The following is a 15,024-nucleotide window of genomic DNA, read 5'->3' on the forward strand; positions in this document are numbered from 1 at the left end:
GGCAGTACGCTGAAAGACGTGGGACTTCTGATCGCACTTCTCATCGTCGTCGCGGTGATCGGGACCGTGGTAGTGACCAGCAAGCGTTCGCAGGCGCGAGCGCTGGAAAAGCAGCGCGCTGACCTCGAGCCGGTCAAGCAGCTCGCCTTCGAGGACGTGACCGCGTTCGGTGAAGAGCTGCAGAAGCTCGACCTGGACATGGCCGGCAAGGAGCTCGACGAGGGCGCCAACGCCGACTACCAGCGCGCGCTGGACGAATACGAGACGGCCAAGCGCACCGTCGACAAGATGACCGAGCCCGACGACGTCAAGAAGATCACGACGATCGTCGAGGACGGCCGCTATGCGATCGCCTGCGTCGAGGCGCGGGTCGCCGGCGAGCCGTTGCCGAAGCGTCGCCCGCCGTGCTTCTTCGATCCCCGCCACGGGCTCTCGGTCGAGGACGTGGCTTGGGCCCCGCCGGGCGGCACGACCCGTGACGTACCCGCCTGCGCACTCGACGCCGAGCGCGTCAAGGTCGGCGCGGAGCCCGACACCCGCAAGGTGATGGTCGGCAACGAGCGCGTTCCCTACTGGCAGGGTGGCCCGGCCTACCGGCCCTACGCCGCCGGCTACTTCGGCGCGTTCTCGCCGATGGACTGGATGTTCGCCGGGCTGATGTTCAGCGCCTTCGGCGGCTTCGACGCCTTCGGTGAGATCGGCGAGGGCATGGGCGACGCGATCGGCGGCATCGGTGAGGGCATGGGCGACATGTTCGGCGGGATCGGCGACGGCATCGGCGACATGTTCGACGGCTTCGACTTCTGAGTTTGTACGCTTCCCCGGTGCCACCACTTCATACGCTCGAGCTCGGCGACGCCGGAAGTCGTGTCGTCTTCCTGCACGGACTCTTCGGCCAGGGACGCAACTGGAACACGCTCGGCAAGCAGCTGGCCGACAAGCATCGGGTCACGCTCGTCGACCTGCCGCACCACGGCCGTTCCCCGCAGCCTGAGACCTTCGACTACCTCGAGGTGACTGCGGCGGTCGCCGAGCTGCTCTCGGCCGACGACCCCGCGACCGTGGTCGGCCACTCGATGGGCGGCAAGGTGGCGATGCTGCTCGCGATCACCCGGCCCGAGCTGGTCGCGAAGCTCGTCGTGGCCGACATGTCGCCGGTCGTCTACGACCGCGTCGGCGGCTTCAAGACGTACGTCGACGCCATGCGGAGCCTCGACCTGGACCGCATCACCCGTCGCGAGGAGGCCGACGCCGGGATGCAGGAGGCGGTCCCCGACCCGACGATCCGCGGCTTCCTGCTGCAGAACCTCCGCCGCGACGGCGACAGCTGGCGCTGGTCCATGAACCTCCCCGTCCTCGGCCGCGACCTGGACCGCATCGGCGACTGGCCGGCCGAGGAGCTGAAGGCGTACGAGCCGTACGACGGGCCGGTGATGTGGGTGGCCGGCGAGCTGTCCAACTACGTCACCGACGAGTACGCGCCGGCGATGAAGGAGTGGTTCCCGCGCTACCGCAAGGTGACCATCAAGGGGGCCGGTCACTGGGTGCACTCAGAGAAGCCGGAGACTTTCCTCGCGGCCCTGCGTCAGTTCTTGGGCGACTGAGCCACCGCGGCGTCTACGCTGTGCGGCATGGAGCGTGACAGACCCGTCATCGTGCTGGTCGGCGGCGAGCACGCCGACGTCATCGAGCGGGAGTTCCGGGCGCGGTACGACCGCGACTACCGGGTCGAGGTGGTGGTGGGCTTCGATGCAGGCCTCGACCGGACCCGCGGGCTCGTGGCCGAGGGTGCGCAGATCGCGATGGTCGCCGTCGAGCACGTGCTCGACGAAGGCACCTCGATCGATTTCCTGCGCCGCGTACCGGGCATCGTGGCCACGGCACGCCGGGTCGCGCTGGTCTCGTGGGAGGACTTCTCCGGCGCTCTGGACGACCTGCGTGCGGCGGCGCTCGAGCGAGAGATGGACACCTACGTCCTCATCCCGCGCGGCCCGCGGGACGAGGAGTTCCACACCGCGCTGATCGAGCTCCTCTCGGAGTGGGGATGGTCGGTGGGCAGACCCCTGGTGACCGTGACAGACGTCGTCGCCGAGCCGGGCGACCGTGACGCGGCGGCGATCCGGGACCTGCTCGAACGGATGGGGTTCCCGCATCGCGCGCTCGAGCCGAGCGACGACGAGGCGAAAGAGATCATCGAGGCCGCAGGTCCGGGGGCGCAGCTGCCCCTGGTCCATACCTTCACGGGCCGCGTGGTCTCCGGCGCGACGGCGGCGACGGCCGCCGAGGCCATCTACGGCGGGTTCGACGAGATCCCCGAGGGAGTGATCGCCGACGTCGCCATCGTGGGTGGCGGGCCGGCGGGCCTCGCGGCGGCGGTCTACGCCGCGTCGGAGGGCTTGGCGACGGTCGTCGTGGAGCGCGACGCGATCGGCGGCCAGGCAGGGTCGAGCTCGATGATCCGCAACTACCTCGGCTTCCCACGTGGCATCTCGGGCATGCGCCTCGCCCAGCGATCCCGCATCCAGGCCAGCAGGTTCGGCGCGCGATTCTTCACCGGGCGTCCGGTGACCGGGATCGAGCCCGGTCCGGTCGACGAGCCCGAGCACCAGCACGTGCACGTGCGCGGCGCGCAGTTCTGCGCTCGTACGGTCGTGCTCGCGATGGGCGTGACGTATCGCCGGCTCGGCGTGCCCGCGGTGGACGACCTGGTGGGCGCGGGCGTGTACTACGGCGCCGCGACGTCGATGGCGCGCGAGATGCAGGGCCGGGACGTCTTCGTGGTCGGTGGGGGCAACTCGGCCGGACAGGCAGCCATCCACCTCGCCAAGTTCGCGAGCACGGTGACGATCCTGGTCCGGCGACACGACCTCGCGGAGACCATGTCGGCCTATCTCGTACGTGAGATCGACGCGACGTCGAACATCCAGGTCCGGCCGCGCACAATCGTCGGCGACGGCGGCGGCGACGGTCGGCTGGAGTGGCTGCGACTGGAGAACCTGGACACCGGCGAGGCCACCAAGACGTCCGCCGACGGCCTCTTCTGCCTGCTCGGAGCAGAACCTGACTGCTTGTGGCTGGCGGACGGGGTCGCGCTCGACGAGCACGGGTTCGTCCTGACCGGCCGTGACGTGCCCCGCGAGGCGTGGGTCGACGGGAGCCCGCCCGCGAGCCTGGAGACGACGGTGCCGGGTGTGTTCGCCGTCGGCGACGTGCGTGCCGGGTCGATGAAGCGAGTCGCCTCCGCGAGCGGCGAGGGTGCGTCGGTGCTTCCGCTGGTGCATGCCCACCTGGCGAAGCTGCGCGCTCGGGAGTTCGGCGCCTGACCCCCTGGGACGGTGGGCGGAGCGTGGGCTAGCTGCCCGACAGGAGCTGCCGGAAAACCTCGACGATCCGATCCGCATCCGCCTCGGACGTACGCCAGTTGCTGAACGCCAACCGCAGGGCCGGGATGCCCTGGTGGACCGTGGGGGTCACGAAGGTGACGCCGGTATCGGCGACACGGCGGGCGAGGTCGGCCGGGTCGCCGGGGACCTTCAGGCACACGATGTTGAGCCGGACCGGGGCGAGCAGCTCGACGCCGTCGATCTCGGCGAGCAGCCGCCCGGTGCGGTGAGCCAGGGCGATGGTGCGCTCGACGATCTCGCGGTGGCCGTCGCGGCCGTAGGCGTACAGCGTGAACCAGGCGGGCAGGGCCCGCAGGCGCCGGGAGCTCTCCGGGGTCAGGTGTACGAAGTCGGGGGAGGAACCGGGGAGGCCGATGTAGGCCGAGGCGTTGCTGAAGACCCGGGCCTGGAGGTCCTGGTGGCGGCTGAGCTGGATCGCGGAGTCGTAGGGGACGTTGAGCCACTTGTGCAGGTCGACGCAGATCGAGTCGGCGCGGGAGAGGCCCGCGACGAGGTGGGCGTGCGCGGGGGAGAGGGCAGCGAAGGCGCCGAAGGCGCCGTCGACGTGCAGCCAGAACGGGAACTCGTCACGGAGGTCGGCGATGGCGTCCAGGTCGTCGAAGTCGCCGGTGTTCACGGTGCCCGCGTTGGCGACGACGATCACGGGCCGGCCGTCCTGTTCGCGCAGCGCGGTCCGCAACGCGTCGACGTCGACCGCATCGCGGTCGGGGAGCAGAGCGACCGGCTGGAGGCTGCCGCGGCCCAGGCCGAGCACGGAGAGCGCCTTGGAGACGGTGGAGTGGGCGGCGCCCGACAGCACGACGACCGGACCGAGCGCCGCGACGCCCTCGGTCGAGACCGACACTCCGAGCCGGTCGCCGAGCCACTCGCGCGCCAGTGCCAGCCCGGTGAGGTTGGACATGGTCGCGCCGGTGACGAACGCTCCGCTGAAGTCGCCAGGAAGGCCCAGCAGGTCGAGGAGCCAGCGCACCGTCTCGCGCTCCAGGTCGCTGGCGGCGGAGTCCTGGACCGTGATGGTGTTCTGGTCGAAGACCGGGGTCAGCCAGTCGCCGGCGACCGCGGCCGGGGTCGCCCCGCCGGTGACGAAGCCCAGGTAGCGGGGGCCGGCGCTCGCCGAGAGGCCCGGCGCCCAGCGGGTCTCGAAGTGGCGCAGAGCGGCCTGGCCGCCGGCGCCCCGGGCCGGTAGCCGCTCGGCGGAGGGTGGCCGGAACGGAGAGGTCACCGGTCTGCCGTCGAGTCCGGCGATGATCTCTTGTGCGTAGTCCTGGATCGCGCCGAGGAGATCGGTCATCCCGGCGAGGTCTGCGTCGAGCCGTGGGTCCATCCTTCGACGGTAGGCCTTCTCAGGGCTCGATGAGACCCGCTCTGATGGCATATCGCGTGACCTGGGTGCGATCGCGGAGGCCCAGCTTGGCGAGGATGTTCTCGCGGTGCCGCTCGACGGTCTTGTAGGAGATCGTCAGCTCGCGGGCGATCTCCCGGGTCGAGTGGCCCTCGGCGATGAGCTTGAGCACCTCGTCCTCGCGCTCGGTCAGCACCGTGCGCGGCAGGCTCTCGCCACGGTTGAGCCGGTCCAGATAGTCGCGGACCAGGGCACTCATCGCGCCGGGGTAGACGAAGGCCTGTCCGCTCATGGCGGTGCGGCAGGCCTTGACCAGGTCCTCGTCGGCGACCGACTTGAGGACGTACCCGCTGGCGCCGACCTTGAGCGCCTCGAAGAAGTACTGCTCGTTGTCGTGCATCGAGAGCATCAGCATCTTCGGAGGCGTACGCATCCGGGCGATCGTGCGCGCGGCCTGCAGCCCGGTCATGCGGGGCATGGCGACGTCGAGGATCACCAGGTCGACCTCGACGTCGCGCAGCGCCGCGACGGCCTCGGCTCCGTCGGCGGCCTCGGCGACCACCTCGAGGTCCGGCTCGGCGTCGAGGATGAGGCGGACCCCGCGGCGTACGAGGGTGTGGTCGTCGGCCAGCAGGATCCGGATCTTCGCGGGCGTGGGAGTCACAGCGGCACCTCCAGGCGGACGGTGGTGCCACGGCCGGGGGTGCTGGTCACGCTCAGGTCGGCACCGACGAGCAGGGCCCGCTCCCGCATACCGCTGATCCCGGCGCCGGCCACGAGGGCGGCGCTGCCGCGGCCGTCGTCGGAGACGGTGAGGACGACCTTGTCGCCGACCTTGCACAGGGAGAGCTCGGCGGTGGCGGCGTGGGCGTGGCGTACGACGTTGGTGAGCGCCTCCTGGGCGACCCGGTAGATCACCAGCTCGCGGTCCTGGGGCAGCTCGGGAAGCCCGCGGCCGATGGTGCGGCGTACGGTCGTGCGACCCAGGGCGCCGACGTCGGTGGCCAGCGAGGCCAGGGCGGCGTGCAGGCCGAGATCCTCGAGCACGCCCGGCCGCAGCTGGCGGGCCACGCGGCGTACGTCGTCGATGCCGGTGCGCGCGGACTCGCGGACGGCGGCGAGCTCGGGGCGTACTTCCTCCGGCACCTGTCGCTCCAGACCCTTCAGCCCCAGGAGTACGACGGTGAGCGACTGTCCCACCTCGTCGTGGAGCTCCTGGGCGATCCGGTGTCGCTCCGCCTCCTGCGCGGCGAGCGCCTTGGCGTTGCTGGTGCTCCGCTCGGTCTCCAGCCGCTCGAGCATCGCGTTGTAGCTGGCCACGAGACGGGCGCCGGCGCCCTTGCCCAGGGTCGGCAGGCGCTGGTCGGGGGAGAGGTGGTCGACCGAGTCCATGGTGCGGATCACCCGGTCGATCGGCGCCAGGCTGCGCAGCAGCAGGAGCGCGTTGAGGGTCGCCATCACCACCAGCCCGACCGCAAGCACCACCGCCTCCGAGGCCAGGACGCGCTCCGAGACGCGGGCCGGGGACAGCGCCAGGACCAGGGTGCCGACGCAGAACACGGCCCAGTTGGTCAGGCAGACCCGCCAGTAGAGGGGTAGGTGGCTCATGGCTCAACCCTGACATGTCCGCTGGCCTGGCCTTATGGGTGGCAGCACCCATTCGGATCGAGTCTCCGGTAACGGAGGGTCGATGGCATGGAGCTCAACGCATGATCGTGTACGCAGCGGTGGCCGTCTTCATCGTCACCTACGGCCTCATCGCCACCGAGCGTGTCCACCGCGTCGCCGCCGCCCTGGGTGGCGTCGCCGCGATGGTCGTGCTCGGGATCATCAACGCCGAGTCGGCCTTCTTCAGCCATGAGACCGGGGTCGACTGGGACGTCATCTTCCTGCTCTTCGGGATGATGGTGATCGTCGGCGTCCTCAAACAGACGGGCCTGTTCGAGTTCCTCGCGCTGTGGGCGGTCAAGCACTCCGGCGGTCGCCCGGCGCGCCTGGCGACGCTGCTGATCCTGGTCACCGCGGCGCTCTCGCCGATCCTCGACAACGTGACCACCGTGCTGCTCGTCACGCCGGTGACACTGTCGGTCTGCGAGCGGCTGGGCCTGCGTCCGATGCCCTACTTGATCTCGCTCATCCTGGCCGCCAACGTCGGCGGCACCTCGACCCTGATCGCCGACCCGCCCAACATCATCGTGGCCAGCCGGGCCAACCTGACCTTCGACGACTTCCTGATCCACTCCCTGCCGCTGTGCCTGATCCTGCTGGTCGTGCTGATCGGCCTGGTCCGGGTGCTCTTCCGGCGTGACTTCCGTGGCCGCGTCGACCTGGACGGCCTGATCGAGCCGCCCGCCTCCGCGATCCCGGACCGCGGGCTGCTCTACCGCTGCCTGGCCGTCCTCGCCCTGGTGATGCTCGCCTTCGGGCTGCACACCGAGCTCCACCTGGACCCTTCGCTGGTCGCCATGCTCGGTGCCGGCGCGATGGTCGTCGTCTCCCAGACGCAGACGGAGGCGTTCCTGGAGGAGGTCGAGTGGTCGACCCTGGCCTTCTTCATGGCGCTGTTCGTGCTGGTCGGCGGGCTGGTCGAGGTCGGTGTGATCGGATCCCTCGGGACGTACGCCGCCGAGCTGATGGGCGACAACGAGCTCGCCGGGGTGACCGGGCTGATGATCGGCTCGGCGATCGTGGGCGGGTTCGTCGACAACATCCCCTACACGGCGGCGATGGTGCCGATCGTGGAGGAGATGGTCGCCGCGACGCCGTCCTCGGGCGCCGACAGCCCGCTGTGGTGGGCCCTCGTCTTCGGTGCCGACCTGGGTGGCAACACGACCGCCGTCGCCGCCGGCGCCAACGTGGTGGTGCTCGGCCTCGCCGCCAAGGCCGGCCACCCCATCAGCTTCTGGAAGTTCACCAGGTACGGCATCGTGGTCACCATCGTGACCCTCGCCGTCGCCTGGGTCTACGTCGCGCTCCGCTACTTCGTGCTCGCCTGACGCTCCCGATAGGCGGCGACGGCGTTGCGGTTGGTGCAGGTCGGTGAGCAGTAGCGCTTGGAGCGGTTGCGGGAGAGGTCGACGACCACGCCGGCACAGTTGTCGTCGGCGCAGATCGAGAGGCGGGACAGCTCGCCGGCGCGGATGACGTCGACCATGGCCATCGCCGTCTCGACGGCGATCCGCGTGGCCAGCGGCGCGTCGGGCTCGGTGGCGTGGATGTGCCAGTCGTAGTTCGTGTGGCGGACCAGCTGAGGAGTCGCGCGGTGCTCGGCGAGCATCTCGTTGGTCAGCCGCACGGCCTCGTCGCGCTCCGCGGTGAGCAGCTCACGGAGCCGGACGCGGAGGGCCCGGACCTCGTCGAGCTCGGCGCGGTCGCCGTCGTGCCGCCCGGTGTAGTCGTACGTCACGAAGAACTCGTCGAGGGCCGCCACGGTCTCCAGCTCGTCGACCGAGCCGGGGGAGAGGGCGAGGGTGTTCGCCAGTGCCGCGGCTGCCTGGAGGCCTACGTCGGTGTCATGGGTGAAAACCATGTTGACACATTACCGCGTCGCTGGGATCGTCATGTGTCATGACGACTTTGACCAATGACGAGGCGGTGCCGCAGAGCACGCAGAAGACGCCGCTGGTGGCGGCCGGGCTGCTCCTGGCGGTCGTGTCTGCGGTCACGTTCAGCCTCTCGGGCCCGCTGGGACGCGGCCTCTTCGACACCGGCTGGTCGACGGGCGGCGTGCTGATCTTCCGCGTCGGCATCGGCGCGGTGGTCCTGGCCCCCTTCGCGCTGCGCGCGCTCGCCGGCCGGTGGCGGGGTGCGGCCGCGAGCTGGCGGGTCGTGGTGGCGTACGCACTGCTGGCCATCGTGGTGCCCCAGTTCGCCTTCTTCTCGGCGGTGCAGTGGATGGCCGTCGGGCCGGCGCTGCTGCTGGAGTACATGGGGGTGGTGCTCGTCGTCGCCTGGATGTGGCTGCGGCACGGCGAGCGGCCCTCGCGGCTGACGATGGTCGGCGCGCTGGTCGCGATCGCCGGGCTCGTGCTCGTCCTCGACCTGGTCAGCGGTGCGAACGTGCACCCGTTCGGCATCCTGTGGGGCTCCGCGGCCGCCGTCGGCCTGGCCGGCTACTACGTGCTCAACGCCCACTCCAGCACCACGCTGCCGCCGCTCGCGCTGGCCTGGCTCGGTCTGACCGGCGCCACGGTCCTGCTCGCGCTGCTCTGCCTGGTCGGAGCCATCCCGTTCGCGATGGAGACCACGCCCGTGGTCTTGGCGGGCCTGGAGATGCCGTGGTGGGGCCCGCTGATCGGCCTCGGCGTGCTGACCTGCTCGGTCGCGTACGCCGCCGGCATCGCCGCCACCCGCACTCTCGGCTCGCGGCTCTCGTCCTTCGTGGGGCTTCTCGAGGTCGTCTCGGCCGTCGTCGTCGCCTGGTTGCTGCTCGGCGAGGCGCCCGGCCTCATTCAGCTCATCGGCGGGCTGGTCGTGCTGGTCGGCATCATCGCGGTCCAGCAGGGAGAGCAGTCGACGACCGCCTCCTGACAACGCGAAGCGCCGCACGCATCGGCTGCGTGCGGCGCTTCACAGGCGGGTGGAGCTAGCTGTACCCGGCCATCACGTTGGTGACAGTCGGCTGATCGGTGGTCCTCCGAGTGCGCTGTGACTGCGTCGAGTGTTGTAGTGCTCGAGCCAGGGCGCAAGAGCAGCGACGCGTGCGGCGTTGCTGGTGAAGACCTGGCGGTAGATCCACTCGGTTGCCAGGGTGCGGTTGAAGCGTTCGACTTTGCCGTTCTGCCAGGGGCAGTGGGGGCGGATGAACTTGTGTCGGGCGCCGATTCCAGCGATGGCATCGCGCACGTCGTGGGACTTGCGGTAGCTGAGGTGGTTGTCGGTGATGACCCGCTCGATGCGGGAGATTCCGTGTGCTGCGAAGTATTCGGCGGCCCGCAGGATGAAGCCCGCGCAGGTCGCACCGAGCTCGTCAGTCAGGACTTCGGAGTAGGCCAATCGGGAGTGGTCATCGACCATCGAGTGGATGAAGTCGTAGCCGATGCCACGGCCGCGGACCTCTTCGCTTCGACCATGCGCACGCCAGCCGCCGCCATCGGGGATCTTGGCGACCTTCTTGACGTCGACGTGGACCAGCTCGCCCGGTCTGTCGCGTTCGTAACGCACCGCGGTCTGCTTGGAGGACCTGATGATCTCGCCGGTCATCGGGTCGCACTCGCGCAGGTAAGGCACGCCGTGGCGCCGCAGGATCCGGGCCACTGTGCGCGGCGGGACGCCGACCTGGGGTCCGAGGACGTCTTGGCCGCAGCGTTGTTTCGCTCGCACCTTGAGGACCTTCTGCTCGATCTCCTCGCTGGTCCGGGTCGGGGTCGCGTGCGGTCGCGACGAACGCGTCACGAGGCCGGGTTCGCCTTCGGCGGCGTACCGGTCGATCCAGGTCCGCACACACTTGCGGGAGATGCCCATCGCGGCGGCGATGTGGGCCTGTTTCCAGCCGGCCTGATGGCGCTGGACGATCAGCAGCCGACCATGAACGGTCAACCGGGCACTACCGTGAGACATGGAACCTCCGGGTGTTTGGCGTAGCTCTTCGACAAGCCACACCTCACCCGGAGGTTCTCCTCACGTCAACGAACTGCCGCTACCAACCTCATGGCCGGGTACAGCTAGCGCTCGTCCTGGGCCCTGACGTAGACCTCGCGGACCAGCATCAGGATGGCGGCCGCCGTCGGGATCGCCAGCAGGGCGCCGACGACGCCGAGGAGCGAGGCACCGATGAGGGCCGCGATCACCGTGATGACGCCGGGGATGTCGACCGAGCGGGACATGACCCGCGGATAGACGACGTAGTTCTCGAACTGCTGGTAGGCGATGTAGAAGATCACCGCGATGAGGCCCGTCTTCAGGTCGGTCGTCGCGAAGGTGATCGCGCAGACGATGACCGCGCCGATGGTGGCCCCGATCATCGGGATCACGTCGGTGATCATGACGACGAAGGCCAGGGCGACGGCGTACTCGCCCATCCCGATGACGAAGAGCAGCACCAGGGTGGACAGACCGGCGCAGAGTGCGACGACGAACGCCCCGGAGACATAGCCCCCGATGCCTTCGAAGACCCGGTCACCGAGCTTGCTGACCCGCTCGCGGCGCGAGGCCGGGGCGAGACGGTAGATGGCGTTCTTCGTCTGGTCGTAGGCGGCGATGAAGTAGAGCGTCAGGACGATGACGATGAAGCCCGTGACGAGCACGTTGATCACCGCCAGGCCGACCCCGAGCGCTCCGCCGAAGGCGCTGCTGACGAAGTCGCCGCTGGCGACGTAGTCCTGCACCTTGTCGAGGATCTGGTATTCCTCGTTGAGCTGCTGGATGCGCTGGTTGCGCTGGAGCTCATCGACCCAGTCCGGGACGTTGGCCGAGATCTTGGCGACCTGGTCGCTGATCACCGGCACGAGCGCCACGAAGAAGAGCACGAGGGCGCCCAGCACGCCGAGGATGACGCTCAGCACCGCCCACGGCCGTGGGAAGCCGCGCCGCTGCAGGAACACCACCATCGGGTTGATCCCCGCGGCGATGAAGAGCGAGACCACCACCTGGAGGATCACGCTCCCCATCGTGGTGAGGAGGTTGCCCGCTGCGTAGGCGGTCAGCAGACCGAGGCCCAGGAGCAGCCCGAACAGGTAGGGCGACCTCCGGTCGAACGGCGGTCCGGGCTTACCGAACCGCTTGTCCCGTTCGCTCTCCTGCTCCGGCTCCTCGATGGCGATCGCGGCCTCGCTGTCGACCGTCGCGTCGTCGGTGGAGTCGGTCTGGGCAGACGTCGTCTCCGGACCGTCCGCAGGACGGTCGGCAGCGGCCCCGCTCACCGGCTCTCGGTCGCAGTCTCGGGCTCGCGGATGGCGGTCTTCTCGGAGGGCTCGTCGTAGTCGTCGTAGTCGTCGTCGAGGTCGTCGTCGGAGTCGACCAGGGTGACGCTCTCGTCGACCACCAGCTCACCGTCGACGATGTCCTCGTCCTCGGTGATCGGCTTCGGCGCCTCCAGCTCGGCCGGGTCCTCGGTCTTGCCGAACCCGGAGACCAGGTCGGTGAGCGAGGAGAGCTGAGCGGCGATCGCGTCGCGACGCTTGGTGAGGCGGTCGACCTCGGCCTTGATGATCGCGTGGCCCTTCTCGGCCTCGACGGTCGCGGTGGACGCGAGGTGGTCGGCCTCGGCGCGAGCCTTGGACAGGATCGCCTCGGCGTCGCGGCGGGCGCGAGCGATGATCCCCTCGGACTCCTTGGCCAGCTCGGCGCGCTGGTCGGCGACGTGCTGGGCAGCGATCCGGGCCCGCTCCTCGGCGTCCGCGGCGCGGGTCTCGCCCTCGGTCACGATGCGAGCGGTCTCGGCCATCGCCTGGTCGTGGTGGTCGGCGGCCTCGCGGGCGAGACGCTCGCGCTCGACGGCGAGCATCCGCCGGGCCTCCTGGACCTCGCGGTCCGCGCCGGCGCGTGCCTTCTCGACCTCACGCTGGGTCGACGTACGCAGCTGGGTGACCTCCTGCTGCACGGCGAGCCGGATCTGGTCGGCCTCGCGCTTGGCAGCGGCGAGCAGCTCGTCGCTCTCGGCCTGCACCATCTTGCGGGCCTGCTGGACCTCCGAGGTCACCTTCTCGCGGTGATCGTCGATCTCCTTGTAGTGCGTCGTACGCAGCGCCTCGATGTCGCGCTGGGCGGACGCCTTGGTCGCGGCGGCCTCACGCTGGGCGGCCTCGCGGATGACCGCGGCCTCCTTCTCGGCGGACTCCTTGACCGCGGCGGCCTCCTCCTCGGCCAGCCGGAGCATCGCGCTCGCGCGACCACCCAGGGAGGCGTAGGACGGGGCTTCGTTGCCCTGGGTGGCAGCGGCCTTGAGGTCGGTGACCTTGCGCTCGAGCTCAGCGATGCGGCGCTGGGCGTTGCGCAGCGCCGACTGGCCCTGGCCGTTGGCCTGGAGCAGCTGCTGCACCCGCGCGTTCACCGTGCCGGGGTCGTATCCGCCACGCCGCACGACCGGGAAGGCTGGGAGTGAGCCAGGAGCCGGTGGAGCCGAGTTGTGGCCGGAGCTGGGCGATCCGGAAGCGCCAGGAACCCGTGGGAGAACCTGCGTCTCCGTCGAGTCCTGGTCAGGCTTCTTCCGAGGCTCTGAAGCCTCGTTGAAGATGGATAGTCCCTCATTCGTCATTTGTGGCGGATTCCTCACACTTTAGGGGGGTTTGTGTCTTGCCCTCTGCTCCCAAAGGGCAAGACTACGGCCGGTCACCCCTCGCGCAAGGGGAGACCGGCCGTGAATCCAGTCTCAAATGGGCTATTTACCCGGGCTGGCCGTCTCAGATTCCGCGGAACAGGTTGATCTTGTCGATGTGAGCCGAGCGCTTCTCCTCGTCGAGGACGCCGAGGCCCTCCTCGGGAGCCAGGCAGAGCACGCCGACCTTGCCCTGGTGCTTGTTGTGGTGGACGTCGAGAGAGGCCTGGCCGACCTCTTCGAGGGTGTACGTCCGCGACAGCGTCGGGTGGATCTTGCCCTGGGCGATGAGGCGGTTGGCCTCCCACGACTCGCGGTAGTTCGCGAAGTGGCTCGAGATGATCCTCTTGAGGTTCATCCACAGGTAGCGGTTGTCGTACTCGTGCATGTAGCCCGAGGTCGACGCGCAGGTGGTGATGGTGCCGCCCTTGCGGGTCACGAACACCGAGGCACCGAAGGTCTCGCGGCCCGGGTGCTCGAAGACGATGTCGATGTCCTCGCCGCCGGTGAGCTCGCGGATGGCCTTGCCCAGGCGCAGCCACTCCTTCGGGTTCTGCTGGGTGCCGTCCTCGTTCCAGAACTTGAAGTCCATCTCGGAGCGGTTGATGACCATCTCGGCGCCCATGTTGCGCACGATCTTGGCCTTCTCCTCGTTGGAGACCACGCAGACCGGGTTGGCGCCGCCGTTGAGGGCGTACTGCGTCGCGAAGCCGCCGAGGCCGCCGGAGGCACCCCAGATCAGGACGTTGTCGCCCTGCTTCATGTTGCCGCCGTTGGCGGAGACGAGCTGGCGGTAGGCGGTGCAGTTGACCAGGCCGGGGGAGGCGGCCTCCTCCCAGGTCAGGTGCTCGGGCTTCGGCATCAGCTGGTTGGCCTTGACCATCGCCACGTCGGCGAGGCCGCCGAAGTTGGTCTCGAAGCCCCAGATGCGCTGGGAGGGGTCCATCATCGTGTCGTTGTGGCCGTCGGGGGCCTCGAGCTCGACCGAGAGGCAGTGGGCGACGACGCGGTCGCCGGGCTTCCACTTGGTCACACCGGCGCCCACGGCCAGCACGACGCCGGACAGGTCGGACCCGACGACGTGGTAGTCGAGGTTGTGGCGGGCGCCGAGCTCGGACTCCTTGCCGTAGCGCTCCAGGAACCCGAAGGTGGAGACCGGCTCGAAGATCGAGGTCCACACGGTGTTGTAGTTGATCGCCGAGGCCATCACGGCGACGAAGGCCTCGCCCGGACCGAGCTCGGGCAGGGCGACGTCCTCGACGTGGAGGGACTTGCGCGGGTCCTTCTCCTTGGTCGCGACGCCCTCGAACATGTCGACCTCGTCCTTGTGGACGGTGGCGGCACGGTAGTGGTCGGGGATCTCGAGGTTCGCAAACTCCTCGCCGGGCGTATCGCCGGCGAGGATCGCGTCGAGGATGTGTTGCATGGTCGGCTCCTGCGTCGTCGTAGGGGTCGCGGTTGACTCTAGTTCGGTGGACATTACTGGTGAGTAACCGCAATGACCAGCCTGATGTGACACATGACTCTTGGATCGTTCACGTGCCGTCGTGGGCTCTGGCTCAGTGGGCGGCGTCGGCGGCCGGCTCGACGAGCTCGACCAGGACGCCGCCGGCGTCCTTGGGGTGGATGAAGTTGATCCGGGAGTCGGCGGTGCCGCGGCGCGGTGCGTCGTACAGAAGACGTACGCCCCGCTCCTTGAGGATCGCCGAGACCTGCTCCACGTCGGTCACCCGGTAGGCGAGCTGCTGCATGCCGGGGCCGTTGCGGTCGAGGAACTTGGCGATGGTGCTGTTCTCGTTGAGCGGGGCGAGCAGCTGGAGCTTGTTGTCGGAGTCGCCGATCGCGATCATCGCCTCCTCGACACCCTGCTCCTCGTTGGTCTCGCGGTGGGCGAGCTTCATGCCGAAGGTCTTCTCGTAGAAGTCGATCGCCGCATCCAGGTCGGCGACGGCGAGACCGACGTGGTCGATCTGGGTGAACAGGTGCGGTGGGATCTCTACGGATGTCATGGGCCTACTCTCCTT

The 15,024-nt window shown here is 69.3% G+C and carries 14 protein-coding genes; 5 read left to right on the top strand and 9 right to left on the bottom strand.

The window, feature by feature from the left end; genetic code table 11:
- The first annotated feature begins 18 nt into the window (after window positions 1-18).
- The 3 genes from ACW14X_RS21585 to ACW14X_RS21595 are packed head-to-tail and all read left to right on the top strand — an operon-like array spanning window position 19 to window position 3,323.
- On the top strand, window positions 19-807 hold the full coding sequence (locus ACW14X_RS21585; protein WP_201451250.1) for a hypothetical protein: 789 nt from the start codon (window positions 19-21) through the stop codon (window positions 805-807).
- Between the two features lie 17 nt (window positions 808-824).
- Window positions 825-1,604: an alpha/beta fold hydrolase gene (locus tag ACW14X_RS21590; protein ID WP_457163233.1), complete on the top strand. Its 780-nt coding sequence runs from the start codon at window positions 825-827 to the stop codon at window positions 1,602-1,604.
- A gap of 27 nt (window positions 1,605-1,631) precedes the next feature.
- Complete coding sequence (locus ACW14X_RS21595) at window positions 1,632-3,323, top strand: FAD-dependent oxidoreductase (RefSeq protein ID WP_457163234.1); 1,692 nt, start codon at window positions 1,632-1,634, stop codon at window positions 3,321-3,323.
- A 28-nt stretch (window positions 3,324-3,351) separates the two neighbouring features.
- On the opposite strand, the gene ACW14X_RS21600 is transcribed toward ACW14X_RS21595, so the two are convergent.
- The 3 genes from ACW14X_RS21600 to ACW14X_RS21610 are packed head-to-tail and all read right to left on the bottom strand — an operon-like array spanning window position 3,352 to window position 6,354.
- A complete protein-coding gene (locus ACW14X_RS21600) occupies window positions 3,352-4,728 on the bottom strand; it encodes a pyridoxal phosphate-dependent decarboxylase family protein (RefSeq protein WP_457163235.1) in 1,377 nt (458 codons plus the stop codon).
- 19 nt (window positions 4,729-4,747) lie between these two features.
- Window positions 4,748-5,410, bottom strand: coding sequence for a response regulator (locus ACW14X_RS21605; protein ID WP_091047850.1), 663 nt, complete (start codon window positions 5,408-5,410; stop codon window positions 4,748-4,750).
- A complete protein-coding gene (locus tag ACW14X_RS21610; protein ID WP_457163236.1) occupies window positions 5,407-6,354 on the bottom strand; it encodes a HAMP domain-containing sensor histidine kinase in 948 nt (315 codons plus the stop codon). The genes ACW14X_RS21605 and ACW14X_RS21610 overlap by 4 nt, the downstream gene beginning before the upstream one ends.
- Window positions 6,355-6,455: 101 nt before the next feature.
- Between ACW14X_RS21610 and ACW14X_RS21615 the strand changes: the two genes are divergently transcribed.
- The gene (locus ACW14X_RS21615) at window positions 6,456-7,742 is read left to right on the top strand and encodes an ArsB/NhaD family transporter (protein WP_160027793.1); all 1,287 of its coding nucleotides are present in this window, start codon (window positions 6,456-6,458) and stop codon (window positions 7,740-7,742) included.
- Here ACW14X_RS21615 and ACW14X_RS21620 read toward each other — a convergent pair.
- Entirely contained in the window at window positions 7,724-8,275 is a 552-nt protein-coding gene (locus ACW14X_RS21620; RefSeq protein WP_457163237.1) for a CGNR zinc finger domain-containing protein, read from the bottom strand. The genes ACW14X_RS21615 and ACW14X_RS21620 overlap by 19 nt on opposite strands.
- A 38-nt stretch (window positions 8,276-8,313) precedes the next feature.
- Between ACW14X_RS21620 and ACW14X_RS21625 the strand changes: the two genes are divergently transcribed.
- Window positions 8,314-9,276 (top strand): EamA family transporter, encoded by a 963-nt coding sequence (locus ACW14X_RS21625; RefSeq protein ID WP_350837930.1) that lies wholly within the window; start codon window positions 8,314-8,316, stop codon window positions 9,274-9,276.
- 72 nt (window positions 9,277-9,348) lie between these two features.
- Here the strand turns inward: ACW14X_RS21625 and ACW14X_RS21630 are convergent, their stop codons facing one another.
- The 5 genes from ACW14X_RS21630 to mce form a co-directional block, all read right to left on the bottom strand.
- Complete coding sequence (locus tag ACW14X_RS21630; protein ID WP_457163238.1) at window positions 9,349-10,305, bottom strand: IS481 family transposase; 957 nt, start codon at window positions 10,303-10,305, stop codon at window positions 9,349-9,351.
- Between the two features lie 104 nt (window positions 10,306-10,409).
- Complete coding sequence (locus ACW14X_RS21635) at window positions 10,410-11,606, bottom strand: AI-2E family transporter (protein ID WP_457163239.1); 1,197 nt, start codon at window positions 11,604-11,606, stop codon at window positions 10,410-10,412.
- Complete coding sequence (locus ACW14X_RS21640) at window positions 11,603-12,766, bottom strand: coiled-coil domain-containing protein (RefSeq protein ID WP_160027800.1); 1,164 nt, start codon at window positions 12,764-12,766, stop codon at window positions 11,603-11,605. Before ACW14X_RS21640 ends, ACW14X_RS21635 begins: the two co-directional genes overlap by 4 nt.
- A gap of 319 nt (window positions 12,767-13,085) precedes the next feature.
- On the bottom strand, window positions 13,086-14,426 hold the full coding sequence (gene ccrA / locus ACW14X_RS21645; protein ID WP_457163240.1) for a crotonyl-CoA carboxylase/reductase: 1,341 nt from the start codon (window positions 14,424-14,426) through the stop codon (window positions 13,086-13,088).
- Window positions 14,427-14,559: 133 nt separating this feature from the next.
- A complete protein-coding gene (mce, locus tag ACW14X_RS21650) occupies window positions 14,560-15,009 on the bottom strand; it encodes a methylmalonyl-CoA epimerase (RefSeq protein ID WP_350837934.1) in 450 nt (149 codons plus the stop codon).
- Between the last annotated feature and the right edge of the window lie 15 nt (window positions 15,010-15,024).

The organism is Nocardioides sp. YJ-D4 (genome assembly GCF_054031495.1).